The following is a 24,518-nucleotide window of genomic DNA, read 5'->3' as shown; positions in this document are numbered from 1 at the left end:
AGCGAGCCGAACAGGTACAGCCAGTAGGCGAACATGTTCAGCCGGGGGAAGGCCACGTCCGGCGCGCCGATCTGCAGCGGCATGATCCAGTTCGCGAAGCCGGCGAACAGCGGCGTCGCGAACATCAGCAGCATGATCGTGCCGTGCATCGTGAACGCCTGGTTGAACTGCTCGTTCGACATGATCTGCAGGCCCGGACGGGCCAGCTCGGCACGCATCAGCAGCGCCATCACGCCACCGATCACGAAGAACGCGAACGACGTGACGAGGTACAGCGTCCCGATCGTCTTGTGGTCGGTGGTGGTGAGCCACTTGACCACGACGTTGCCGGGTTGCCTGCGCCGGACCGGCAGCTCGTTCTCGTACGAGTCCTCAGCTGCCGCGGCACCCTGGGGTTCGTTGAGGATGCTCACAGGTTGTTCGTCTCCCGGTTCTTCTCGTGGCTCGTCTGCGCGATGCCGGCGGGAACGTAACCGGTCTGCCCCTTCTTGGCGAGGTCCTTGAGGTGCTGCTCGTAGCGCTCGGGGGAGACGACCTTCACGTTGAACAGCATCCGGGAGTGGTCGACGCCGCAGAGTTCGGCGCACTTGCCCAGGAAGGTGCCCTCCTTGTTGGGGGTCACCTCGAAGGCGTTGGTGTGGCCCGGGATGACGTCCTGCTTCATCAGGAACGGCACCACCCAGAAGGAGTGGATGACGTCACGCGAGGTGAGGACGAAGCGGACCGTCTTGCCCTTGGGCAGCCACAGGGTCGGGCCCGGGTTGCCCGTCTGCGGGTTCCGGGTGCCGGGGGTGCCGCAGTCGTAGACGCCGCCGGCGTTCGCCGGGAAGTCTTCCTTGAACCGGTCCGGGATCGCGTCCAGTTCCTTGGCGGTCTTGGCGTCGCCGGTGGAACCTTCGACGTCCGCGACCATGTTGAAGCACCAGCTCCACTGGAAGCCGACGACGTTGACGGTGACGTCGGGCTTGTCCTTGAGCTCGAGGAGCTTCGACTCGTCGCGGGCCGTGAAGTAGAAGAGGACCGAGACGATGATGAGCGGGACCACGGTGTACAGCGCCTCGATGGGCATGTTGTACCGGGTCTGCGGAGGGACCTCGACCTTGGTGCGGCTACGCCGGTGGAAGATGGCGCTCCAGATGATGAGGCCCCACACCAGCACGCCGACGGCGAGCGCCGCCGCCCAGGAACCCTGCCACAGGGAGAGGATCCGCGGAGCCTCTTCCGTGGTCGGGGTGGGCATACCAAGACGGGGGAAGTCTTCCCAGTTGTACGAGCAACCGGTGGCTGTCGCCAGGACCAGGCCCGCAGTCATTGCCTGCAGCAGCTTCCGCCGCATCGGGCGCCGCGGCGAGCGGTCGGAGCCGTTGGGACTCACGTAGCGCCTTCCCGAGAGTCTCGCCCGCGCGGATTGGCTGCGGCCTGCCTTCTTCTCGCTGGTCGGTCGCCGCCCTGCGTCGGGCAGGGGTTTGGATGTTTATGCGGACCAAACCCTAGCCGACGCTCTCCGAGGGTTCGCGGGGAGGGGTGCCTACTGGGGTGGGGGGTTCGCTTGATTGGCGGCTGCGGGTGCGTGGGGGCTGGTCGCGCCCCGCGGCGGAGCCGCAAAAGTCACGGCCCCGCGCCCCTGAGGTTCGCTGTCCTCCCGGACGTTCTAGCGTTGCTGTGTGGGCTACTTTGACGCTGCTTCCAGCGCTCCTCTTCATCCTGTTGCTCGGCAGGCTCTGCAGGCCTCCCTCGATGAGGGGTGGGCCGATCCCGCCCGTCTCTACAGGGAGGGACGGCGGGCCCGGATGCTTCTGGATGCGGCTCGGGAGGCGGCCGCCGAGGCTGTCGGGTGTCGAGCCGACGAGCTGGTGTTCACCTCGTCGGGCACGAAGGCCGTCCACACCGGTCTCGCCGGGGCGTTGGCCGGCCGCCGTCGGGTCGGACGCCACCTGATCGTGTCTGCTGTCGAACACTCCTCTGTGCTCCATGCGGCTGATGCGCACGAGGCTGCGGGTGGGGCGGTCACGCAGGTGGCGGTGGACCGGGCGGGGGCGGTGAGTGTGGGGGCGTACGCGCAGGCGCTGCGGCCGGACACCGCGCTGGCCTGTCTTCAGTCGGCCAACCACGAGGTGGGAACCGAGCAGCCCGTCGCCGAAGTGGCTGCCGTGTGCCGGGAGGCCGGGGTGCCGTTGCTGGTGGATGCGGCGCAGTCGTTGGGGTGGGGGCGGGTCGAGGGGGACTGGTCGCTGCTGACGGCCAGTGCTCACAAGTGGGGCGGGCCCTCGGGGGTCGGGCTGCTTGTCGTGCGGAAAGGGGTGCGGTTCGCCGCGCAAGGGCCCGTGGACGAGCGGGAGTCGGGGCGGGCGGCCGGGTTCGAGAACATCCCTGCGATCGTCGCCGCGGCGGCCTCGCTGCGTGCCGTGCGGGCGGAGGCGGCCCAAGAGGCGGTACGGCTGCGGGAGCTGACGGAGCGGATCCGGGCGCGGGTGCCGCGGCTGGTGCCGGATGTGGAGGTGGTCGGCGATCCGGCGCGGCGCCTGCCCGGCATCGTCACCTTCTCCTGTCTCTATGTCGACGGGGAGACATTGCTGCACGAGCTGGACCGTGCCGGGTTCTCGGTGTCGTCCGGCTCGTCCTGCACGAGCAGCACGCTGACACCCAGCCATGTGCTAAAGGCGATGGGCGTGCTGAGCGAGGGGAACGTGCGGGTGTCCCTGCCGTTCGGGACGGCGGAAGGGGACGTCGAGCGGTTCCTGGAGGTGCTGCCGGGGGCGGTGGCGGGGGTGCGGGAGAAGCTGGGGGCGCCGGCCGGCGAGGCGGTCGTGCAGGAGGAGGACGTCCTGGTCGTGGACTCCCTGGGCAAGCGGTGCCCGATCCCGGTCATCGAGCTGGCGAAGGTCATCGGGAACGTGCCCGTGGGCGGCACCGTCCGCGTCCTGTCGGACGACGAGGCGGCCCGCCTGGACATCCCGGCGTGGTGCGAGATGCGGGGGCAGGAGTACCTGGGCGAGGAGCCGGCGGAGCGAGGAACGGCGTACATGGTCCGCCGGGTGATCTGACCACCCTTTCAGGGGCGCGGGGCTGTGTCGATATGCGGCTGCCGCCGCGTGTGCGCGACCAGCCCCCACGCACCCGCACACGACTACGCACCTGCCACGGCAGACGCGTAGTCGCACCCGGCCTCAGCCGAGGTGAGCCCGAACCTGCTGGGCCGCCTCATCGCCGTATGCCTTGGTGAACCGCTCCATGAAGTGCCCCCGCCTCAGCTGATACTCCTGCGTCCCCACGGTCTCGATGACGAGAGTCGCCAGCATGCACCCGACCTGCGCGGCCCGCTCCAGCGAGACACCCCACGCCAGCCCCGACAGGAACCCCGCGCGGAAGGCGTCGCCGACACCCGTGGGGTCGGCCTTGCGCTCCTCCTCGGGGCAGCCGACCTCGATCGGGTCCTCCCCCACGCGCTCGATCCGTACGCCCCGCGAGCCGAGGGTCGTGACACGGTGGCCGACCTTGGAGAGGATCTCCTCGTCGGTCCAGCCGGTCTTGGACTCGATGAGTCCCTTCTCGTACTCGTTGGAGAAGAGATAGGTCGCGCCGTCCAGCAGTATCCGGATCTCGTCGCCGTCCATCCGGGCGATCTGCTGGGAGAAGTCGGCGGCGAACGGGATCGCGCGGGAGCGGCACTCCTCGGTGTGGCGGAGCATCGCCTCGGGGTCGTCGGCGCCGATGAGGACCAGGTCGAGGCCGCCCACGCGGTCCGCGACCGTCTTCAGCTCGATCAGGCGGGCCTCGCTCATCGCGCCCGTGTAGAAGGAGCCGATCTGGTTGTGGTCGGCGTCGGTGGTGCAGACGAAGCGGGCGGTGTGCAGGGTCTCGGAGATGCGGACCGAGCCGGTGTCGACGCCGTGCCGGTCCAGCCAGGCCCGGTACTCGTCGAAGTCGGAGCCCGCGGCGCCGACCAGGATCGGCTGCGTGCCCAGCTGACCCATGCCGAAGGCGATGTTCGCGCCTACGCCGCCCCGGCGTACGTCCAGGTTGTCGACCAGGAAGGACAGCGAGACCGTGTGCAGCTGGTCCGCGACGAACTGGTCGGCGAAACGGCCGGGGAAGGTCATGAGGTGGTCGGTGGCGATGGAGCCGGTGACTGCGATGCGCACGGCGTGGAGTCTCCTGCGGGGAGGTTGGGTTGACAGTCCACGCTACCGTTCGTGACCGGGACTCTGAAGCGGCCAAAAATACCCGATAGTAGATCTTTCTTCGCGGCCTCCGGCGTGCATACGGTGCCGCTATGACGAAATTCGAGGTCCATGCCCCCGTCCCGGCCGACCTGGAGGTCGACCTGGCGTCGCTGCTCGGTGACTGCGCGCGGATGGCTCCCCACTGGACCGTTCCCGACCGCGTTCTTTCCCGTCCGGTCTCCCCGTCACTCATCCATGGAGTGATCGTGCCGCCGACGTCGGCACGGCTGTTGGACGCGATGTCGGACTACGGCGACTGAATCGGCGCCTTTCAGGGAACCGTGCGCTCCCCCGCTGCGTCCCATCGCTGTCCCCAGTAAAGGGGATGCGGGATACGACCCCGTGGGCCGACCTTTTTGGCAGGGTCCGGTCAGGGTCATGGGACATGTGCGCAGCCGAAGGAGCGATGCGGTGAACACCGAGCGACCCGAGAACGACGACACGGGCGCCGACGGCTCCGCCGAGGAGCAGGGCGTCCGGGAGGAGAAGGGCGCCGCCGTTCCCGACGCCGAGGGCGAGCACGGGGCCGGGGACGAGGCGGAGCCCGAGGGCGAGGCCACGGAAACCGAGGCCGAGGCCACGGAAACCGAGGGCGAGCGCGCTCGTGAAGAGGCCTCTTATGCGGAGGCCCCTCATGAAGAGCCCCGTCACGACGAGCCCGGAGGCGGCGATTCCGCACGGCGCCGCTCCCCCGCGATCATCGCCTCCGTCGCCGCCGCCGTCCTGCTCGTCGGGGGCGGCGGGGCCTACCTCGCCGCGAACGCGTCCGGCGGGTCGGACGACGGTACGACGTCGGCGGCGCCCGGCGACGACACTCCGCCGCCGCTCCATCTCGACGGCTACTCCGAGGGCGACGGCCACGGCATCGCGCCCGGGGAGCCCAACCCGTACGGCGTCACCTACAAGGCCGACGGGGACCTGCCGGACGGGCCCGGCTCGGCGCCGGTGTACCGGGCGGGGGGCGAGGTCGGCGCGGCCGAGGTGGCCCGGCTGGCCGAGGCGCTCGGCGTGGACGGGACGCCGGTGGCGCAGGGGCAGACCTGGCGGGTCGGGGCGAAGGACGGGGCGGGGCCCAGTCTGCAGGTGAACAAGCAGGCCCCGGGGACCTGGACGTTCTACCGGTACACGCCCGGCACCGATGACTGTCGGAGCACCACCGTCTGCGCGAACAAGCCCGACGGCCGGGCCGGCGACCCGGTGAGCGAGGAGGCCGCGAAGAAGGCCGCCGCACCGGTCCTCAAGGCGGTGGGTCAGGATGACGCGAAACTCGACGCGAGCCAGCTCATGGGCGCCCAGCGGGTGGTGAACGCCGATCCGGTGGTCGGCGGGCTGCCGACGTACGGCTGGACGACCGGGGTGACCGTGAGCGCCCAGGGCGAGGTGGTCGGCGGAAGCGGCCAGTTGAAGGCGCCGGTGAAGGGGGACACGTACCCCGTGCTGGATGCCGAGAAGGCGCTCGGCCTGATGAACGCGTCACCGGCGTCCGGCGGCCGCATGGGCATCGGCGGCTGCGCCAGCCCCGTACCGCTGAAGGACCGCCTTGAGGCGCCCTGCGGTGCTCAGGCGTCCACGGGGACGCCGTCGAAGGACACCGTCACGGTCGAGAAGGCGGTGTTCGGGCTGGCCTCGCACTATGTGGACGCCCGGCAGGCGCTGGTGCCGTCGTGGCTGTTCCAGGTGCGGACGCCGGGGGCGCAGGACAGCTTCACGGTGACGCATCCGGCGATCGACCCGAAGTACCTGGCCTCGTCCACGCCCTCGCAGGAGCCGCCCGCGCAGCCGAGCCCGCGGCCGACCGGGCCGAAGGACGACGAGCCGACCTCGGCGCCGGTCACGCGGAACGTGACGGTGGACGGCTACACGGCCGAGGGTTCGGAGCTGACCGTCGCCTTCACGGGCGGGGTGTGCGCCGACTACAAGGTGACGGCGAGCGAGAGCGGCGGTGAGGTGACGGTCCGGGTGACCGAGACCTCGCAGCCGGAGAAGGTCTGCATCCTGATCGCCAAGGTGTTCCACAAGACCGTGCAGCTCGACGAGCCGCTCGGCGACCGGAAGGTCGTCGGCACGGACGGGCAGGCGATCCCGCTGGAGAAGCCCGGGGCACGGCTCCCGGACGCTCCGGAGACGTCCGGGGCCCGGTAAGGGCCTGCGGATACGGGAAGGCGGCGGCCCCGTCGGAGGGGGCCGCCGCCTTTCCTGCGTCTCAGCCGGTCTCAGCCGGAGGAGTCGCGGCTGGGCTCAGTTGAAGGAGTCGCCGCAGGCGCAGGAGCCCGTCGCGTTCGGGTTGTCGATCGTGAAGCCCTGCTTCTCGATCGTGTCCACGAAGTCGATGGTGGCGCCGCCCAGGTACGGGGCGCTCATGCGGTCGGTGACGACCTTCACACCGCCGAAGTCCTTCTCCACGTCGCCGTCGAGGGAGCGCTCGTCGAAGAAGAGCTGGTAGCGCAGGCCGGAGCAGCCACCCGGCTGGACGGCCACACGCAGGGCGAGGTCGTCACGGCCTTCCTGGTCGAGCAGGGCCTTGACCTTGGACGCGGCGGCGTCGGTCAGGACGATGCCGTCGGTGACGGTGCTGGTCTCGTCCGATACGGACATCTACATCTCTCCCGGGTTGTACGGAGACTGCTTGCCGACGAGTGCAACCGGCAAGGCCGCGGATTCATTCCGGGGCCGGGCGCTTGTCTTTCGGTCCTTCTTCATGCTCGCACACGGCGCACGAAGCGGAAAACGCCTCATTCGGGAATACGCGGGGGCCTCACCGGGATTCACGTCACATCGACGCGATGCCCATCGTCAAACTGACGTGAACCGGTTATGATAGATAGCGTCAATTCGACGAGAAGTCGATGAAGGTGTCCCGCATGACCCGCCGGGTCCGGATCTTCCGGTCCCGGCGAGCCGCAGAACAGAAAGGGTGCGTGTCGTGACCACCGCCCAGACCCAGGAGCTCGACGTACAGCCGACGCCCCTCGCCCTGCTGCTCCTCGGCCGTGAGGCCGACCCGAGGAGCGAACGTGGCGTCGAGTGTCCCGGTGATCTGCCCTCGCCGTCCGACCCGGACCTGGTCGAGCGCGCCCGTGCCGCCAAGGAGAAGCTCGGTGACAAGGTCTTCGTGCTCGGCCACCACTACCAGCGCGACGAGGTCATCCAGTTCGCGGACGTGACCGGCGACTCCTTCAAGCTGGCCCGGGACGCGGCCGCGCGCCCGGAGGCCGAGTACATCGTGTTCTGCGGCGTGCACTTCATGGCCGAGTCGGCGGACATCCTGACGTCCGACGACCAGAAGGTCGTCCTCCCCGACCTCGCCGCCGGCTGCTCGATGGCCGACATGGCGACGGCCGAGCAGGTCGCCGAGTGCTGGGACGTGCTGACCGAGGCCGGAATAGCCGAGCAGGTCGTGCCGGTGTCGTACATGAACTCCTCCGCCGACATCAAGGCGTTCACGGGCAAGCACGGCGGCACGATCTGCACCTCGTCGAACGCCAAGCGGGCCCTGGACTGGGCCTTCGAGCAGGGTGAGAAGGTGCTGTTCCTGCCCGACCAGCACCTCGGGCGCAACACGGCGGTCCGCGACATGGGCATGTCCCTGGAGGACTGCGTCGTCTACAACCCGCACAAGCCGAACGGCGGGCTGACCGCCGACGAGCTGCGCGCCGCCAAGATGATCCTGTGGCGCGGCCACTGCTCGGTGCACGGCCGCTTCTCGCTGGACTCGGTGAACGACGTGCGCGAGCGGATCCCGGGCGTGAACGTCCTGGTCCACCCCGAGTGCAAGCACGAGGTCGTGGCCGCGGCGGACTACGTCGGTTCGACCGAGTACATCATCAAGGCCCTGGAGGCCGCCCCGGCCGGCTCCAAGTGGGCCATCGGGACGGAGCTGAACCTGGTCCGCCGTCTGGCGAACCGTTTCGCGCCCGAGGGCAAGGAGATCGTCTTCCTCGACAAGACGGTCTGCTTCTGCTCGACGATGAACCGCATCGACCTGCCCCACCTGGTCTGGGCCCTGGAATCCCTGGCCGAGGGCAACCTCGTCAACCGCATCGAGGTCGACAAGGAGACCGAGGCGTTCGCGAAGCTGGCGCTGGAGCGGATGCTGGCGCTGCCGTAGGGCTGTTTCAGGCGCTCACCCCGACACGGGTTTCCGGTCGGGGTGGGCGGGGTCGAGGGTGAAGATGTCCCCGTCCTGGGTGGCGACGACCAGGGCGCCGTGGTGGAGCAGCACCCCCGACGACCAGCCCGGGTTCGTCGCCCGCCGGGCACGCGGCGGGGTCTCCCACAGCAGCGTGCCCTTCTTCGCGTCGAGGGCGGCGATCCGGCCGCCGGCGGTGGACAGATAGAGCGTGCGGGTACCCCGGTCGTGGGTGAGGCCGCTCGGCTGCTCCAGGCTCGTCGGGGACTGCCACAGTCGCTCTCCCGTCCGGACCGACACGCCGGTGACCTGACCGGAGGACGCGGCGAACCACAGGGTGCCGTCCGCCAGCGTCACGTCGCCCTCGAATTCCTCGGCCAGCTTCGTGGAGGCGCCCCTACCGGTGTCCGGATCCACCAGCCGGATCCGGGAGAACGCCTCCTTGTCCTCGACCCGGTCGAGGAAGAGCAGGCGTCCGTCGAAGATCCCGAGGAGAGTTCCGCGGCGGGGCACGGTCAGGCGCCGCGTCGAGCCGTCGGCCCGGTCCAGCCCCAGGAGCAGCATGTCCTTCGACGTCTGGTCCGGGGTGCATGTGAGGTAGGGGTCCGCGCCGGTGTCCGCCCAGTCGCAGTACTGCCCCGCCGGGAGCGGCGCCGTCCAGCGTTCGGTGCCGGTGCGCGGTGAGCGGGCGACCACCGAACGGCCGCTGCCGTCCGGCAGGATCACGAGGTCGCCGGAGAGGTACGGGCCGACCTGGCGCGTGTCCAGCTTGTGGTGCCAGAGCCTCTTTCCGGTGTCCGTGTCGAGGGCGGTGACCGAGAACTCGATGTCGCCCTCCCTCTCCGCGCGGTACTCCTGCCGCACCACCATGGCATCGTCCACGACACCGAGGACCGAGAAGGAGTACCACCCGTGGCCGACAGCGGACGGCACCCCGTCGGCCCGCCAGACGGTCCGTCCGCTGAGCGCGTCGATCCGCATGGGCAGGATCCCGTCGCCCGCGCAGTGGACGGCGCCCTCGTACACCACACAGTCGGGTGTGTGCTCCATGCCGTAGCCGGCGACGTCGGTCTGCTGCTTCACGCCGCTCGCGGCGGTGGCGTCCACCGTCGTCTGCCAGGGTCTCCAGCCGGGCGGCACGGCCGTCCAGCGGGAGGGCCGGGACTTGGCGGTGGTCGCCCCCGTCCGGGAGTCGTCGTCCGCGAGTCCGGGCCCGAGCAGCAGGTACCCCGTGAGTCCCAGAACGAGGGCACCGACGGTGCCGGCCGTGGCCCACAGGGGGCGTATGCGACCGCGCCGTCGGACAGGGGGCGCGGCGGGGCGGGTACGGACCACGGCCATCTCGTCCGCGCGCAGCGTCACGGTGGCCTGGTCCTCCGCACCCGACTCCGGCAGCGCGGTCACGAACTCCCCTGCCAGTGCGCCCAGTTCGGGCCGGTCCGCGGGGTCCTTGGCCAAGCAGCGTTCCAGGACCGTACGCAGGGGCTCGGCGACGCCGTCCAGGACGGGGGCGTCGTGGACCACCCGGTAGGCCGTGAGGTAGGGGCTGTCCGCGTCGAAGGGGCCCCGGCCCGTGGCCGCGAAGACCAGCAGCGCGCCGAGGGAGAAGACGTCGGAGGCCGGGCCCACCGAGCGGGCGTCGGTGAGCTGTTCCGGGGACATGAACGGCGGGGTGCCGATCATCTGGCCGGTCTCGGTCAGGGTGTTGTGGTTCTCTGCCGCGCGCGAGATGCCGAAGTCGATGACGCGGGGGCCGTCGTCGGCCATCAGGACGTTGGCGGGCTTGAGATCGCGGTGCACGACCCCCGCACGGTGGACGTCCCGCAGCGCCTCCACCAACCCGAGCGCCAGCCGGCGCAGTTCGGTGCCCTTCAGCGGTCCGCCCTCGCGGACCCGGTCGGCGAGCGAGGGCCCGGGCACGTACTGGGTCGCCATCCAGGGCCGTACCGCCTCCGGATCGGCGTCCACGACCGGTGCGGTGAAGGCGCCGCTCACCTTGCGGACGGCCTCGATCTCCTGGCGGAAGCGGGTGCGGAAGACCGGGTCCTCGGCGTACCGGGCGTGCACCACCTTGACGGCGACCTCACGGCCGGAGCGCGACCTGCCCCGGTAGACGGCGCCCATGCCACCGGCGCCGAGCCGGTCGAGCAGTCTGTACCCGCCGACCGACTTCGGGTCGTCCTTGTGCAGTGGCACGCCCGAGTTCCCTCCCCCGTACAGCACTTCGAGGCCTCAGGATACGGAACGGTGGAACGGCGGAGGCCGGGTACCGAACCGTCGGCGGTTCGGTACCCGGCCTCTTCCGGGTGGGTCGGTCACACGGACGCGGGCTCCGGCTCGTCCGAGGCCGGCTCGGAAGGCGCCCCCGCCTTCTTCGCCCGCTTCGCCGCCCGCTTCTTCGCCCGGCGCTCCTTGCGGAGCTCCAGCATCGTGTAGAGCGTCGGGACGAGCAGCAGGGTCAGCATGGTCGAGGTGATCAGGCCGCCGATCACCACCACCGCCAGCGGCTGGGCGATGAAGCCGCCCTCGCCGGTGACGCCCAAGGCCATGGGCAGCAGCGCGAAGATCGTCGCCAGTGCGGTCATCAGGATGGGCCGCAGACGATGACGGCCGCCCTCGATCACCGCCTCCACGACGCCGTAGCCCTGCTTCCGGTACTGGTTGATCAGGTCGATCAGCACGATCGCGTTCGTCACGACGATGCCGATCAGCATCAGCATGCCGATCATCGCGGGGACGCCCATCGGGGTGCCCGTCGCGATCAGCAGACCGATGGCGCCCGTCGCCGCGAACGGGATGGAGACGAGCAGGATCAGCGGCTGGGCCAGCGAGCGGAAGGTCGCCACCAGCAGCATGAAGACGATCGCGATCGCCGCGAGCATCGCCAGGCCCAGGTTGGCGAACGCCTCGTCCTGGTCCTGCGAGACACCGCCGATCTCGGCCGTCGCGCCCGCCGGGAGCGTCAGTCCGTTGATCTCGGACTGGAGGTCCGCGCTCACCGCGCCCGTGTTGTCGCCGGTCGGCTTCGCGCTGATCGTGGCGGCACGCTGACCGTCGATCCGGGTCATCGAGACCGGGCCGTCCACCAGCTTGACGTCCGCGATGTCACCCAGCTTCACCGGGCCCAGACGCAGGTCCTGAAGCTGCTTCAGGGTCTTCGCGGGCTTCGCCGACCTGATGACGATGTCCCGCTCGGTGTCGTCGAGGGTCGCCTGAGCCGCCGCGTTGCCGCGGACCGCCTGGGCCACCGCCATCCCGAGGGTCTGGTCGTTGAACCCGGCCGCGGCCGCCTTGTCGTTGGCCTTCACCGAGATACGCGGCACGCTCTGCGACAGGTCGCTGGTCACGTCCGTGACGTCGTCCAGGCCGGCCACGGCTTCCCGTACCTGCTCGGCCGCCTTGCGCAGGACGTCCGCGTCGGCCGCCTTCACGACGACGCTCAGGTCCTGGGCTCCGAAGCCGTCACCGGCCGCGATGGTGGTCGTACCGATGCCGTCGAGCTTCTTCAGGCCCGCCTCGATACGGCCTTGCACCTCGTCGTACGACGCCGAGTCCTCCAGCATCACCTGGTACGACGCCTGGTTGGTGTCCGTGCCGCCGCCGAAGGCCGCCATGAAGCCGGACGAGCCGACCGTGACCTGGTAGTCCTTGACGCCCTTCGTGCCGGCGAGCAGCTTCTCGACACGCCGGGCCTGCTCGTCCGTCGCCGCCAGGCTGGTGCCCGGCTTCAACTCCTGCTTGACGGTGAGGACTTCCTGCTCGCCCTGGTCGAAGAAGTTCGTCTTCAGCAGCGGCGCCATGCCGAACGTGCCGACCAGGATGACGATCGCGAGCAGCACGCTGGTCAGACGGCGGCGCGTCGCGAACCGCAGGACGGGGACGTAGAACCGCTGCAGGCGGCTCTTCGCCTCCTTCTCCTCCGCCACCCGGCGCGCTTCCTCGGCGTCCTCGGGCGTGCCCTTCGGGGCGCGCAGGAACCAGAACGACAGGACCGGTACGACCGTCAGGGAGACGAGCAGCGAGGCCAGCAGCGCGGCGGTGACGGTCAGGCTGAACGGGCCGAACAGCTCACCCACCATGCCGCCGACCAGGCCGATCGGCAGGAACACCGCGACCGTGGTGAGCGTCGAGGACGTCACCGCGCCGGCCACCTCGCGCACGGCGGTCAGGATCGCCGCCTGGCGCTCCTCGCCGTAGCCGAGGTGCCGCTTGATGTTCTCCAGGACCACGATCGAGTCGTCGACGACCCGGCCGATGGCGATGGTCAGCGCGCCGAGCGTCAGGACGTTCAGCGACAGGTCGCGGGTCCACAGGACGATCAGGGCCAGCACGACCGAGAGCGGGATGGAGACCGCGGTGACCAGCGTCGAGCGGATCGACGCGAGGAAGACCAGGATGACGAGGACCGCGAAGAGCAGGCCGAGCGCGCCCTCCGTCGTCAGGCCGTCGATGGACTTCTTCACCGCCGGGCCCTGGTCGCTGACCACGGTGACGGTGGCGCCCGAGCCGAGGTCCCCCCGCAGCTCCGGCAGCTTGTCCCGCACCGCGTCCGAGATCGCGACCGCGCTGCCGTCGCGGTCCATGGTGACCGCGACCGCGAGGGAGGGCTTGCCGTCGGTGCGGGTGATGGAGTCGGCCGGGGCCTGCTCCTGCTTGACGGTGGCGACGTCACCGAGGCGGACCGGCTTCTTCCCGGAGGTGCCCTCGCCGGTGACCATCAGGTTTTCGATCTGCCGGATCGAGGTGAAGCCGCCGCCCACCTGGACCGTGCGGTTGTCGCCGTTCTCGTCGAAGGAGCCCGCCGGGACGGTGGCGCCGCCCGCCTGGAGTGCCTGGGTGAGGGCCGCCGGGGTCAGGCCCGCCTTCGCCAGCTTCGCGTCGTCCGGGGTGACGGTGACCTGGAGGTCGCGTACGCCGTCGACGGTGACCTGGCCGACGCCGTCGATGTCCTTCAGGTCCGGCACGACGGTCCGGTCGATCCGGTCGGCCAGGGCCTGCTGGTCCTCCTCGGAGGTCACGGCCAGCACGACGGTCGGGATGTCGTCCGTGGAACCGGCGATGACCTGCGGGTCCACATCGTCCGGCAGCTGGACGCGGGCCCGGTTGACGGCCTGCTGGACGTCGGCGACGAGCTGCTTGTTGTCGGGGCCGTACTCGAAGGACGCCATGATCACGGCGTTGCCCTCGCTCGCCGTGGAGGTGACGCCGGTGATGCCGTCGACGGCTTCGAGGCTGCCCTCGATCGGCTCGACGACCTGCTTCTCGACCACGTCCGGCGACGCGCCCTGGTACGGCGCGAGGACGGACACCATGGGCAGTTCGATGGAGGGCAGCAGCTGCTGCTTGAGCTGGGGTATCGCGATCGCCCCGAAGGCGAGCGCGATGATCGACACCAGGCCGATCAGGGCACGTTGGGCGAGGCTGAATCTGGACAGCCAGGACATGGGTCAGGGTCTCTCTTCTGTGAGCGGCAGAAGTGGCAGCAGACGCCTGTGCATGACAGATGAGCGCCCGCCCCTACACCCTGAGCCATCGGGGAGCGCGGATTCCTAGACCCCAGGTCCATTTCCTTATACGTCGCATACTCCGGGCGCAGTACGCGGGATGGAGGTCACTCCACCCTTGGACGTACCAGCCCGGACTCGTACGCGATCACCACGAGCTGGGCCCGGTCGCGGGCACCGAGCTTGGACATGGCCCGGTTGACGTGCGTCTTCACGGTCAGCGGGCTGACCTCGAGCCGCTCGGCGATCTCGTCGTTGGAGTGCCCGCCCGCGACCTGCACCAGGACCTCGCGCTCCCGGACGGTGAGGGCGTCGAGCCGCTCGGAGCGGGCGGGGTCGCGGTCGTCGTCCGCGCTGCCGCCCTGGGCGAGGAAGCGGGCGATCAGGCCCTTGGTGGCGGCCGGGGAGAGCAGGGCCTCGCCGCCGGCCGCGACGCGGATGGCGCTGAGGAGTTCGTCGGGTTCGGATCCCTTGCCGAGGAATCCGGAGGCCCCGGCGCGCAGCGACTGCACGACGTAGTCGTCGACCTCGAAGGTGGTCAGGATGACCACGCGGACATGGGCGAGGCCCGGGTCGGCGCTGATCATGCGGGTGGCGGCGAGGCCGTCGGTGCCGGGCATCCGGATGTCCATCAGGACCACGTCCGCCCGGGCCTCCTTGGCCAGCCGCACCGCCTGAGCCCCGTCGGACGCCTCGGCGACGACCTCCATGTCGGGCTCGGAGTCGACGAGCACCCGGAAGGCGCTGCGGAGGAGGGCCTGGTCGTCGGCGAGCAGGACGCGGATGGTCATGCGGGGTCCTCTGAGGGGGGGAGGAGGCGGTCGGCTTGGCCATACGACAACTCCCGCGGGGTGCGTGTGAGTTCCGCGGCGTCGTCGTACGGCGGTCACGCAGGGGGCGTGCGGCGGTACGGCGTCTTCAGCGGCTGGTGTCCGCCGCGTCTTCCGCGGGGCGGGTGCGGCTCTTGACCGGCAGGATCGCATGGACGCGGAAACCGCCTCCGTAGCGGGGGCCGGTGGTGAGGGTGCCGCGCAGGGCGGTGACGCGCTCGCGCATACCGAGCAGGCCGTGGCCGCCGCCGTCCTGGGTGTCGTCCTCGCCGGCGCCGTCGTCGAGGACGGTGATCTCGACGTTCGGGCCCACGCGGACCACGCTGACCTCGGCCTTGGCGTCCGGGCCCGCGTGCTTCTGCACGTTGGTGAGTGCCTCCTGGATGACCCGGTAGGCGGCCAGGTCGACGGCGGCGGGGAGCGTGGTGCCCTGGTCGGCGCGGGCGACCTCCACCTGGAGTCCCGCGCTGCGGAAAGTGCCCGCGAGTTCGTCGAGGCGGTCGAGACCGGGAGCGGGTTCGGTGGGTGCCTCGGGATCGCCGGACTGTCTCAGCAGGCCGACGGTTGCGCGGAGTTCGTTGAGCGCGGAGCGGCTGGCCTCGCGCACGTGGCCCAGGGCCTCCTTGGCCTGGTCGGGGCGCTTGTCCATGACGTGGGCGGCGACACCGGCCTGGACGTTGACGAGGGCGATGTGGTGGGCGACGACGTCGTGCAGGTCCCGGGCGATCCGCAGGCGCTCCTCGGCGACGCGGCGGCGGGCCTCCTCCTCCCGGGTGCGCTCGGCCCGCTCGGCGCGCTCGCGGATGGCGTCGACGACGGCGCGGCGGCTGCGGACGGCGTCGCCGGCGGTGGCGCCGATGCCGGTCCAGGCGAAGATGGCGAGGTTCTCCTGGGCGTACCAGGGCAGGGGGCCGGCGAGCATCGCGGAGCCGGTCAGGACGGTCATGGTGAGCAGGCCGACGCGCCAGGTGGTGGGGCGGTCCGTGGTCGAGGCGACGGTGTAGAGGGCGATGACCGCGGACATGGCGACGGGCGCGCGGGGGTCGCCGGTGACGGACTCGACGACGGAGGCGGCGCCGGTGAGGGCGAGGACCGTCATGGGGGCGCGGCGGCGGAAGACCAGGGCCGCGGCGCCGAGGGTGATGAGCAGGAGGCTGAGCACGTCCGGGGTGCGCAGGGTCCAGGTCACCCCGCTCTTGCCGTGCGGGTCCACGAACGAGCCGGCGACCATGCAGGCCAGCACGCCGACCGCCAGTGCCGCGTCCAGCGCCATGGGGTGCGCCTTGAGGTGCCGCCGTATGCGATTACCTGCGGGGCTTGGAGCGGGGGCCAACTGGAGGTTCCTTGTGGTGTGTGCCCGGCGTTGCGGTGCGTGTCGTCCGGGGGCTGCCGCCCCCGGACGGGCTGGATGATACGGACCGGCGCAAAGAAGCCACCGTCGGCCCACGGCCGCTGGCTAGCCCGGGATCAAGCCGTCGTCGCTCAGCAGCTCCCGGACCTCCTCCAGCGTCGCGTCCGGCGACGGCAGGATCAGTTCGGACGGTTCTAGGGAGTCGTCCGGCAGGGGCTCGCCCAGTTCGCGGACCTTGGAGAGGAGTGCGTCGAGGGTGCGGCGGAAGCCGGGGCCGTCGCCGTTCTCCATTTCCACCAGGAGTTCGTCGTCGAGCTTGTTCAGCTCGGGCAGATGGCTGTCGGACAGCTTCACCTGCCCCTCACCCATGATCCGGACGATCATGTCGCCCATCTCGGCCTCCTCGGCGTGGGCCCCGGCCGTCGGCTGCTGCTCTACTGCTTGTCGAAGCGCGGGGTGTCCTGCGGCTGTTGCTGGGACTGCGACTGGTTGCCGCCCTCGATGGCCTGCTGACCGCCGGACGATCCGCCCGCCAGCTCCGCCTTCATGCGCTGCAGCTCCAGCTCTACATCCGTACCACCGGAGAGCCGGTCCAGCTCGGCCTGGATGTCGTCCTTGTGCATGCCGGACTGGTCGTCCAGGGCGCCGGAGGCGAGCAGCTCGTCGATGGCTCCGGCCCTCGCCTGGAGCTGGGCCGTCTTGTCCTCGGCCCGCTGGATCGCCAGGCCGACGTCGCCCATCTCCTCCGAGATACCGGAGAACGCCTCGCCGATCCGGGTCTGGGCCTGGGCCGCGGTGTACGTGGCCTTGATCGTCTCCTTCTTGGTGCGGAAGGCGTCGACCTTGGCCTGCAGGCGCTGGGCCGCGAGGGTGAGCTTCTCCTCCTCGCCCTGCAGGGTCGCGTGCTGGGTCTCCAGGTCCGTCACCTGCTGCTGGAGGGCGGCGCGGCGGGACAGCGCCTCGCGGGCCAGGTCCTCGCGGCCGAGCGCGAGCGCCTTGCGGCCCTGGTCCTCCAGCTTCGTCGACTGCTGCTGGAGTTGGTTGAGCTGGAGTTCCAGGCGCTTGCGCGACGTGGCCACGTCGGCGACGCCGCGGCGGACCTTCTGGAGCAGCTCCAGCTGCTTCTGGTACGAGTAATCGAGGGTCTCGCGCGGGTCCTCGGCCCGGTCAAGGGCCTTGTTCGCCTTCGCGCGGAAGATCATCCCCATACGCTTCATGACACCGCTCATGGGCTTCGCGCGCCCCCTTCTGACGTCCAGCTCCAGCTCTGCGACAGAACCCACAGTACGGGCCCTGCATCCATTGACGCACTGTTCGGGGACGGATGCGCTCATCCCCAAGGACGACTGCGTACGGTCCCGCTCCGGCGTAAGGAGTAGGTGGCTCCCGGGTGCAACGTCCCCTCTGTCCCCCTACGACGACTGGTGTTGCCGGATCGTTCCCCATGGGGCTGGGGTCCAACCCCTGGCACCCCGTACCCTTGGGTTTTGTGTTCCGTAGCCGTGCCAAGGAAGAGAAGGCCCAGGCCGCCGACAAGGCGCCGGTGACCGACTCCAATCAGACCCGTCACCCCGAGGCCCCGAAGGGCCGCCCCACGCCCAAGCGCAGTGCGGCCCAGTCGCAGCGTCGCAGCGTGGCCAACACGTCGATGACGCGCAAGGACGCCGCCAAGCGCCAGCGCGAGGAGCGCCGGGCCGCCCTGGAGAGGCAGCGCCAGGCGCTGGCCGGGGGCGACGAGCGGTATCTGCCGGCCCGTGACAAGGGTCCGGTCCGCAGGTTCGCGCGTGACTTCATCGACTCCCGCTTCAACATCGCGGAGTTCTTCCTGCCGATGGCCGTGGTCATCCTCGTGCTGAGCATGGTCCAGGTGGCGGCGCTGCAGAACATCGCGCTGCTGCTGTGGCTGGTCGTGATCGTGCTGATCGTGCTGGACTCGTTCGTCACCGGCTTCCGGCTGAAGAAGCGGCTGGCCGAGCGCTTCCCCGACGACAACCGGCGTGGTGCCGTGGCCTACGCGCTGATGCGTTCCCTGCAGATGCGCCGACTCCGGCTGCCGAAGCCGCAGGTCAAGCGCGGAGAGCGGCCCTGAGCACAACTGCGTTCTCCGGGGGTGCGGCCGACGCCTGGCTGAGCAAGCTGGGCGGGCTGCGTGATGTCGTACGACAGGAGCTGGTGGCCCGGCAGCTCGACGAGCAGATAGCCGGGCGGTTCCCGGTGGGGCAGCGGCTGCGGGTGCTCGACGTGGGCATGGGCCAGGGCACGCAGGCGCTGCGGCTGGCCAGGGCCGGGCACCAGGTGACCGGTGTCGAGCAGGACCCGAAGATGATCGCGACCGCTCGCGAGGAGCTCGCCGGGGAGCCCGAGGGGATCCGGGAGCGGGTCCGTATCGTCCAGGGGGACGGACGGGACACGGGCGTCCACTTTCTGCCGGGCAGCTTCGACGTGGTGCTGTGCCACGGCGTGCTGATGTACATCGAGGAGCCCGATCCGCTGCTGGCCGGGTTGGCCCGGATGCTCGCCCCGGGCGGCCTGCTGTCGCTGCTCGTGCGCAACGGCGACGCGCTGGCCATGCGGCCGGGGCTGGCCGGGGACTGGGCCGGGGCGCTGGCCGCCTTCGACACCACCGCGTACCGGAACCGGCTGGGGCTCGACGTACGGGCCGACCGCCTCGCCGAGCTGACGGCGACGCTCGCGGGCATCGGGGCACCGCTGCACGCCTGGTACGGGGTGCGGGTGTTCACCGACACGGCGGCCGACGGGGCTCAGATCCCGGCGGACGTGGAGACGCTGGTGGCTGTCGAGGAACGGGCCGGCAAGACGGACCCCTATCGGAGCGTGGCGGCGCTGCTGCATCTGTGCGGAGTACGCGGCTGACCGCTCCGCGGGCGGTGGTGCGGAGTATGCGGCTGAGCGCTGCGCGGGCGGTGTCGACCTGCGGCTCCGCCGCGGGGCCACGACAGGCCGTCGGTCTTCTGCGTGCCCGTCGTGGCTGGTCGCTCCCCCACCTCTCAGTACAGCCCCGCGCTCTCTCGATACAGCACCCCGCGCCCCTTGCGGCGGTGTCGAGCCGCAGCCGCCTTCACCAGGGCCCCGTTCGGGTGAGCAGCGCAGGCCGGACGCGAGGTCCGCGGTGAGACTCGGGGCATGGATGCTCGCCGTTTCCGTGCCCTGCGGCCGGTCGTCGTGGCCCTCGCCCTGCTGTGCTGCCTCGGGCTCCTCTCCGCGTGCTCCGGCTCCCCGTCCTCGCGCTCGCGCGAGAAGGAGGACTCGACCACGCAGGCCGCGCAGGCCGCCGCGCCCAGGGCGGTCGACGATCTGCAGGAGGGCTACCTGAAGGTGATCAGGGACGTCCTGCCGTCGGTCGTACAGATCCAGGCCAGGAACGATCTGGGATCTGGCGTGGTCTACGACGGCCAGGGACACATCGTCACCAACGCGCACGTCGTGGGGAACGAGGACAGCTTCCGGGTGACGACGGCCAACAGCGAGGACACGTTCACCGCACGGCTCGTCTTCTCCTACCCGCAGCAGGACCTCGCGGTCATCAAGCTGGACAGGGCGCCGAAGGGGCTGAGGGCGGCGCAGTTCGGGGACTCGGCGAAGGTCGAGGTCGGGCAGATCGTGCTGGCGATGGGCTCGCCGCTGGGGCTGGCGTCCAGCGTGACGCAGGGCATCGTCTCGGCGACCGGACGGACCGTCACCGAGGGCCGCAGCGACGGCGGTACGGGCGCGACGATCGCCAACATGGTGCAGACGTCGGCCGCCATCAACCCCGGCAACAGCGGCGGCGCCCTGGTCAACCTCGACGGCCGGGTCATCGGCATCCCGACCCTCGCGGCGACCGACCCCGGCGCGGGCCAGGGCGCGGCACCCGGCATCGGGTTCGCGATCCCGGCGTCGACGGTGCGGACGATCGCCGACCAGATCGTGCAGGACGGCCGGGTCACCGACTCGGGCCGGGCGGCGCTCGGCATCACGGGCCGTACGGTCGTGAACGACGACTACGAGGTCGCGGGCGTCGCCGTCGTCGACGTGATGGCGGGCGGGGCCGCCGACAAGGCCGGAATCGAGCCCGGGGACGTCATCACCCGGCTCGGTGACACGGAGATCACCACCATCACCTCACTCGCCGAGGAGCTGGCCTCCGACCGGCCGGGCGAGCGGACGACCGTGACGTACACGCGCAACGGCCAGGAGAAGACGGTGGATGTGACGCTGGGTGAGCAGTGAGGGGGGTGGTGGGGTGAGGAAGGGCGAGGGCCTGCCGTACCTGACCCTCGCCCCTGCGCTCACGACTCCTCGGCGTGCAGGCTCATCGGCCCGTAGATCTCCGTGGAGTCCTCGAACAGCCGCACCTGGTCCGCACCGCCCTCCAGCAGCGCCTTCCAGTGCTCACCGATCCAGGACTCGGCGTCCCCCTGGGTGGTGAACTCCTCGGGCTGCACCGCGGGCTGGACCTCCGCCCCGTCGGCCTTCTCGAACCGCCACGTCCATGCCGCCATGTACGCCTCCAAGGTGTCAGCACGTGCACAGGAGAGGCCGGATCTTGGTCCGGCTCCTGCTCCGAGCGTATTCGCTCCGCTGGGTGAGCCGTTATAAGACCCCCGGTAATCGTCACAGTGCGGGTCGTATTGGGCTGGTCGCGCAGTTCCCCGCGCCCCTTAGGGGGTCTCCGTCACGCAAGACCAGCGGCGACCGGCGAAAATCGGTGCGTGGAACTCACTCTCCTCGGTACCGGTGCCCCCGCGGGACTCCCCCGCCCCGACTGTCCCTGTGCGGCCTGTGCGAGCGCGCTCGCCGATGATGCGCGGGCGGCCACCGCGTTGCTCGTGGACGGGGCGCTGTTGCTGGATCTGACGCCGGGGGCGGCGTTCGCGGCGGCGCGGGCGGGGCATTCGCTGGGCGGCGTACGGCAGGTGCTGTTGTCGCATCCGCACGACGGGCCCGCCGTCGAGGTGCCGGCGGGGGTGCCGCAGCCCGGGCGGGTGCCGGACGGGCGGGAGTTGGCGCTGCTGACGGGGCATCGGGTGCGGGCGGTGGCGATGGACTCGCCGGGCACGGGGTACGCGGTGACCGGGCCGGACGGGCAGCGGCTGCTGTATCTGCCGCCGGGTGGTGCGCCGGCCGGCCTTGAGGAGGGGTCCGTCGGGATGTACGACATGGTGGTCGCCGATGTCGTGGGGCGGCCGGACGCCCTGGCCAAGCTGCGCGCGGTGGGCGCGGTCGGGCCGACGACGGATGTGGTCGCCGTTCATCTGGACCATGACGTGCCGCCGGGAGCCGAGTTGCGGCGGCGACTCGCTGCGGCGGGGGCGCGGGCCGTGCCGGACGGAGCGACGCTGGTGGTGGGGGCGTACGAGGATGTGCCGGACGTGCCCCGGCGGACCCTGGTGCTGGGCGGGGCGCGGTCCGGGAAGTCCGTGGAGGCGGAGCGGCGGCTGGAGGCCTTCCCCGACGTGCTGTACGTCGCGACCGGCGGCAGCCGGGGCGGGGACACGGAGTGGGCGTCGCGGGTCGCCGCGCACCGGGAGCGGCGGCCGGGGTCGTGGCGTACGGCCGAGACGTGCGACCTGGTGCCGCTGTTGGCCGAGGACGGGGCGCCGTTGCTCATCGACTGCCTGTCGCTGTGGCTGACGGACGCGATGGACGCCGTCGGGGCGTGGGACGACGCGGTGTGGGCGGACGGCGGGGAGCGGGCGCTGCGGGATCGTGTGCGCGAGTTGACGGAGGCGGTGCGGGCGACTCGGCGGACCGTCGTCGCCGTGTCCAACGAGGTGGGGTCGGGGATTGTACCGGCCACGGCGTCGGGGCGGCGGTATCGGGATGAGCTCGGGCGGCTGAACGCTGCGTTTGCGGGTGAGTGTGAGCAGGTGGTTCTGGTTGTTGCGGGGCAGGCGCTCGTCCTTCGCGGATGAGAGTGCCGCGGTTTGTCTCGTCGGGCGGCTGCGGCTGCGTCGTGGCTGGTCGCGCCCACGCGGCGGAGCCGCATATTGATACAGCCCCGCGCCCCTAGGGGCGCGGCAGGGACCGGCGGTTCGAGCCTCAGGCCCGTGCGACCGGCTCCTTTCTGGCGATGACCCTGTACCCGTTCGACAGGGGGGTGCACCGGAGGAAGGGGGCCAGGACAAGGTCGATCGCCCACGCGGCGGCCACCAAGGGCGCGCCCAGCACCGCCAGTACCGGGCCCAGGAGGAGGTTCAGGACCAGGGCGATCGTGGCCGCCAGGTCGTACGGGACGTGCGCGGTGCGGCGGTCCGTCGCGACGATCGTGCAGCCCAGGGAGCGCAGTTCCTCGTGGAGCGTGCGCACGGGCAGCAGGTGCAGGTGGCCGTGCGGGCTCTGCGGGACCCACACGGTGCCGAGCAGCAGGGCGAACGCGCTGCGTGGATTGGGGAGTTCGACGATGAGATGGCCGCCAGGGCGGAGGACCGAGAGGGCGGCTCGGAGTTCCGCGCGGGGGTCCGGGGTGTGCTCCAAGTGGCGGAGCATGCTGACGATGTCGTAGCGGGCGCGCAGCCGGGCCGTGATCCGGGGGTCCGTCAGCTGCCCTACGTGGGCCTCCTCGATCCGCTCGGCCACGCGCGCGTGCAGGACTCGGTGGGTCGGGTCCAGGCCGTCGAACGCCGTGTAGGGGAAGACCTCCTTCGCCGCTTCCGGGAAGCGGGCGTCGCCCGTGCCCACGTCCAGCCAGCTCTCCGGCTCGGGAAAGGGGAGCGCCGCGCGGGCCGCGGCTCTCAGATGACGGGGCGACGCCTGTCGTACGGCTTTCAGGAACCGTGGCGCGTAGGTGTGGTCCCGGCATGCGGCGAGGGTGAACGCGCAGCCGGCGCGGTGTCGTTCGGAGGGTGCGGTCGCGGTCATGGCGGCTCCCGGGCGCTAGGGGGTGTCTTCTGGATCAGGCCGGCTGTAAGGAACGGCGCGGATCGGCCAAGCCGAGCGGGGTCTGGTGCGTGCAGCTGCAAGGCGGAGGAGGGCGGCGACGCGGAGCGTCGGCAACCGACGACAACGCGGCAGATGTGCGTGCCAGACCCCGCGACGCCGGCATGATCCAGAAGGCACCTCCTAGGGGTGTACGGCGGGGGCGTACGGCGCGGTACGGCGGAATGGTGCTGCGAGCATGCCCCGACAATCCACTGCAAAACGGAACGTATGGGATGGCGATCTTGGGTGCAACGACGTCACGCGGATATGCCGGTGCCGTGGCGGAGCCCCTGGACGCCATGTGGCGCCGTTCTGTTCGACCGGTGCCGGTACTGTTCGGCGAATGAGCTCGCTTAATCTCGACGACTTCACTGATCTGATCGAGCGCCCCGACGGTGGGGTGCGCCGGGACGCCGAAGCCCGCCGTGAGCGTCAGATCGTGCCGCCCGGGGCGCTGGGCCGCCTCGACGAACTGGGTGAGTGGCTGGCGGCGGCGCAGTCCGCGGTACCGGTACGGCCGATCGAGCAGCCGCGGGTGGTGCTGTTCGCCGGTGACCACGGGGTCGCCGAGCTGGGTGTGTCGGCGCGGCCCGCGGGCGGCGCCGGGGAGTTGGTGCGGGAGATCCTCGAGGGCGGCCGGCCGGTGTCCGTGCTCGCGCGGCGGCTCGGGGTTGCGGTGCGGGTCGTCGACATGGCGCTGGACTGCGATCCGGCCTCGCTGCCGGAGGCCGTCGTACGGCATCGGGTACGGCGCGGGAGCGGTCGTATCGACGTCGAGGACGCGTTGACGCTCGAGGAGGCCGAGGCCGCCTTCCGGGCCGGGGTGGCGGTGGCCGACGAGGAGGCCGACTCCGGTACGGATCTGGTGGTGCTCGGCGATGTGAGCGTCGGCGGGACGACGGCGGCCGGGGTGCTGGTCGCGGCGCTGTGCGGGACGGATGCCTCCGTGGTGACCGGGCGTGGCGGGCTGGCCATCGACGACCTCGCGTGGATGCGCAAGTGCGCGGCGATCCGGGACGCCCTGCGCCGGGCCCGGCCCGTGCTCGGGGATCAGCTGCAGCTGCTCGCGACGGTGGGCGGGGCCGACCTCGCCGCGATCACGGGGTTCCTGCTGCAGAGTGCGGTGCGGAAGATGCCGGTCGTGCTGGACGGGGTCGTGGTCGCCGCCTGTGCGCTGGTGGGGCAGCGGATCGCGTTCCGGGCGCCGGACTGGTGGCTGGCCGCGCACAACAGCGGGGAGCCGGGGCAGGCGAAGGCGCTGGACCGGATGGCCCTGGAGCCGCTCCTCGACCAGGGCGTGAAGGTGGGCGAGGGGGCCGGGGGTCTGCTGGCCCTGCCGATGGTCCAGGCCGCGGCGGCGCTGGCCGCGGAGCTGCCGGAGAAGCCGAAGGAGTCGGAGGAGTCGGAGGAGTCCGGGGACGCGGCGGAGGCGGCGGAACTTTCAGAGGCCGAGTAGGTCGGGCAGGGGGTTACGGGCAGTTCGGCAGCGCCGGACTGCGCCGTCGTGGCTGGGCGCCGTTGCGGCGGAAAACCGAGGGCTGTGCCCATATCATCCCCACT

At 71.0% G+C, this 24,518-nt stretch carries 21 protein-coding genes; 9 read left to right on the top strand and 12 right to left on the bottom strand.

What is annotated here, in order from left to right; translation table 11 throughout:
- Both ACZ7L6_RS20175 and ctaC read right to left on the bottom strand, forming a co-directional pair.
- A partial coding sequence (locus ACZ7L6_RS20175) for a cbb3-type cytochrome c oxidase subunit I (protein ID WP_471925647.1) occupies nucleotides 1–413 on the bottom strand: 413 nt, incomplete at its 3' end.
- Nucleotides 410–1,375 carry an aa3-type cytochrome oxidase subunit II gene (gene ctaC / locus ACZ7L6_RS20170; RefSeq protein ID WP_471925645.1) on the bottom strand — a complete coding sequence of 322 codons (966 nt, stop codon included), beginning with the start codon at nucleotides 1,373–1,375 and terminating at the stop codon, nucleotides 410–412. The genes ctaC and ACZ7L6_RS20175, both read right to left, overlap by 4 nt.
- Nucleotides 1,376–1,664: 289 nt before the next feature.
- Between ctaC and ACZ7L6_RS20165 the strand changes: the two genes are divergently transcribed.
- Nucleotides 1,665–3,044, top strand: coding sequence for an aminotransferase class V-fold PLP-dependent enzyme (locus ACZ7L6_RS20165; protein WP_471925643.1), 1,380 nt, complete (start codon nucleotides 1,665–1,667; stop codon nucleotides 3,042–3,044).
- A gap of 123 nt (nucleotides 3,045–3,167) precedes the next feature.
- Here ACZ7L6_RS20165 and ACZ7L6_RS20160 read toward each other — a convergent pair whose 3' ends face one another.
- Nucleotides 3,168–4,142, bottom strand: a complete 975-nt coding sequence (locus tag ACZ7L6_RS20160; protein ID WP_471925641.1) for a carbohydrate kinase family protein — start codon at nucleotides 4,140–4,142, stop codon at nucleotides 3,168–3,170.
- A gap of 131 nt (nucleotides 4,143–4,273) precedes the next feature.
- Here ACZ7L6_RS20160 and ACZ7L6_RS20155 point away from each other — a divergent pair, with 131 nt between their 5' ends.
- Nucleotides 4,274–4,483 (top strand): hypothetical protein, encoded by a 210-nt coding sequence (locus ACZ7L6_RS20155; RefSeq protein ID WP_471925639.1) that lies wholly within the window; start codon nucleotides 4,274–4,276, stop codon nucleotides 4,481–4,483.
- 151 nt (nucleotides 4,484–4,634) lie between these two features.
- Nucleotides 4,635–6,365: a hypothetical protein gene (locus ACZ7L6_RS20150; protein ID WP_471925637.1), complete on the top strand. Its 1,731-nt coding sequence runs from the start codon at nucleotides 4,635–4,637 to the stop codon at nucleotides 6,363–6,365.
- A 96-nt stretch (nucleotides 6,366–6,461) separates the two neighbouring features.
- Here ACZ7L6_RS20150 and ACZ7L6_RS20145 read toward each other — a convergent pair whose 3' ends face one another.
- Nucleotides 6,462–6,818, bottom strand: a complete 357-nt coding sequence (locus ACZ7L6_RS20145; protein ID WP_451729813.1) for a HesB/IscA family protein — start codon at nucleotides 6,816–6,818, stop codon at nucleotides 6,462–6,464.
- A 328-nt stretch (nucleotides 6,819–7,146) separates the two neighbouring features.
- Here ACZ7L6_RS20145 and nadA point away from each other — a divergent pair, with 328 nt between their 5' ends.
- The gene (nadA, locus tag ACZ7L6_RS20140) at nucleotides 7,147–8,331 is read left to right on the top strand and encodes a quinolinate synthase NadA (RefSeq protein WP_471925635.1); all 1,185 of its coding nucleotides are present in this window, start codon (nucleotides 7,147–7,149) and stop codon (nucleotides 8,329–8,331) included.
- Nucleotides 8,332–8,346: 15 nt separating this feature from the next.
- On the opposite strand, the gene ACZ7L6_RS20135 is transcribed toward nadA, so the two are convergent.
- From ACZ7L6_RS20135 to ACZ7L6_RS20110, 6 genes are all read right to left on the bottom strand, one after another.
- Entirely contained in the window at nucleotides 8,347–10,548 is a 2,202-nt protein-coding gene (locus ACZ7L6_RS20135; RefSeq protein WP_471925633.1) for a protein kinase domain-containing protein, read from the bottom strand.
- A gap of 119 nt (nucleotides 10,549–10,667) precedes the next feature.
- On the bottom strand, nucleotides 10,668–13,796 hold the full coding sequence (locus ACZ7L6_RS20130; RefSeq protein ID WP_471925631.1) for an efflux RND transporter permease subunit: 3,129 nt from the start codon (nucleotides 13,794–13,796) through the stop codon (nucleotides 10,668–10,670).
- Nucleotides 13,797–13,963: 167 nt separating this feature from the next.
- Nucleotides 13,964–14,647 (bottom strand): response regulator, encoded by a 684-nt coding sequence (locus ACZ7L6_RS20125; RefSeq protein WP_471925629.1) that lies wholly within the window; start codon nucleotides 14,645–14,647, stop codon nucleotides 13,964–13,966.
- Nucleotides 14,648–14,774: 127 nt separating this feature from the next.
- A complete protein-coding gene (locus tag ACZ7L6_RS20120) occupies nucleotides 14,775–16,019 on the bottom strand; it encodes a sensor histidine kinase (RefSeq protein ID WP_471925627.1) in 1,245 nt (414 codons plus the stop codon).
- Between the two features lie 123 nt (nucleotides 16,020–16,142).
- A complete protein-coding gene (gene pspAA / locus ACZ7L6_RS20115) occupies nucleotides 16,143–16,421 on the bottom strand; it encodes a PspA-associated protein PspAA (protein ID WP_302003820.1) in 279 nt (92 codons plus the stop codon).
- A gap of 50 nt (nucleotides 16,422–16,471) precedes the next feature.
- Nucleotides 16,472–17,239, bottom strand: a complete 768-nt coding sequence (locus ACZ7L6_RS20110; RefSeq protein ID WP_471925725.1) for a PspA/IM30 family protein — start codon at nucleotides 17,237–17,239, stop codon at nucleotides 16,472–16,474.
- 242 nt (nucleotides 17,240–17,481) lie between these two features.
- Between ACZ7L6_RS20110 and ACZ7L6_RS20105 the strand changes: the two genes are divergently transcribed.
- From ACZ7L6_RS20105 to ACZ7L6_RS20095, 3 genes are all read left to right on the top strand, one after another.
- Complete coding sequence (locus tag ACZ7L6_RS20105; protein ID WP_471925625.1) at nucleotides 17,482–18,126, top strand: DUF3043 domain-containing protein; 645 nt, start codon at nucleotides 17,482–17,484, stop codon at nucleotides 18,124–18,126.
- 83 nt (nucleotides 18,127–18,209) lie between these two features.
- Entirely contained in the window at nucleotides 18,210–18,911 is a 702-nt protein-coding gene (locus ACZ7L6_RS20100; RefSeq protein ID WP_471925623.1) for a class I SAM-dependent methyltransferase, read from the top strand.
- Nucleotides 18,912–19,181: 270 nt separating this feature from the next.
- Complete coding sequence (locus tag ACZ7L6_RS20095; protein WP_471925621.1) at nucleotides 19,182–20,267, top strand: S1C family serine protease; 1,086 nt, start codon at nucleotides 19,182–19,184, stop codon at nucleotides 20,265–20,267.
- A 59-nt stretch (nucleotides 20,268–20,326) separates the two neighbouring features.
- Here ACZ7L6_RS20095 and ACZ7L6_RS20090 read toward each other — a convergent pair whose 3' ends face one another.
- Nucleotides 20,327–20,539, bottom strand: a complete 213-nt coding sequence (locus ACZ7L6_RS20090; RefSeq protein WP_433039216.1) for a hypothetical protein — start codon at nucleotides 20,537–20,539, stop codon at nucleotides 20,327–20,329.
- A 210-nt stretch (nucleotides 20,540–20,749) separates the two neighbouring features.
- Here ACZ7L6_RS20090 and ACZ7L6_RS20085 point away from each other — a divergent pair, with 210 nt between their 5' ends.
- The gene (locus ACZ7L6_RS20085) at nucleotides 20,750–21,952 is read left to right on the top strand and encodes a bifunctional adenosylcobinamide kinase/adenosylcobinamide-phosphate guanylyltransferase (RefSeq protein WP_471925619.1); all 1,203 of its coding nucleotides are present in this window, start codon (nucleotides 20,750–20,752) and stop codon (nucleotides 21,950–21,952) included.
- Nucleotides 21,953–22,079: 127 nt separating this feature from the next.
- Here the strand turns inward: ACZ7L6_RS20085 and ACZ7L6_RS20080 are convergent, their stop codons facing one another.
- The gene (locus ACZ7L6_RS20080) at nucleotides 22,080–22,898 is read right to left on the bottom strand and encodes a class I SAM-dependent methyltransferase (RefSeq protein WP_471925617.1); all 819 of its coding nucleotides are present in this window, start codon (nucleotides 22,896–22,898) and stop codon (nucleotides 22,080–22,082) included.
- Between the two features lie 403 nt (nucleotides 22,899–23,301).
- Here ACZ7L6_RS20080 and cobT point away from each other — a divergent pair, with 403 nt between their 5' ends.
- On the top strand, nucleotides 23,302–24,414 hold the full coding sequence (gene cobT, locus ACZ7L6_RS20075) for a nicotinate-nucleotide--dimethylbenzimidazole phosphoribosyltransferase (protein WP_471925615.1): 1,113 nt from the start codon (nucleotides 23,302–23,304) through the stop codon (nucleotides 24,412–24,414).
- Nucleotides 24,415–24,518: the final 104 nt, after the last annotated feature.

The organism is Streptomyces sp. NPDC107522 (assembly GCF_055657525.1).
This window is presented reverse-complemented; position numbering and strand designations above follow the sequence as displayed.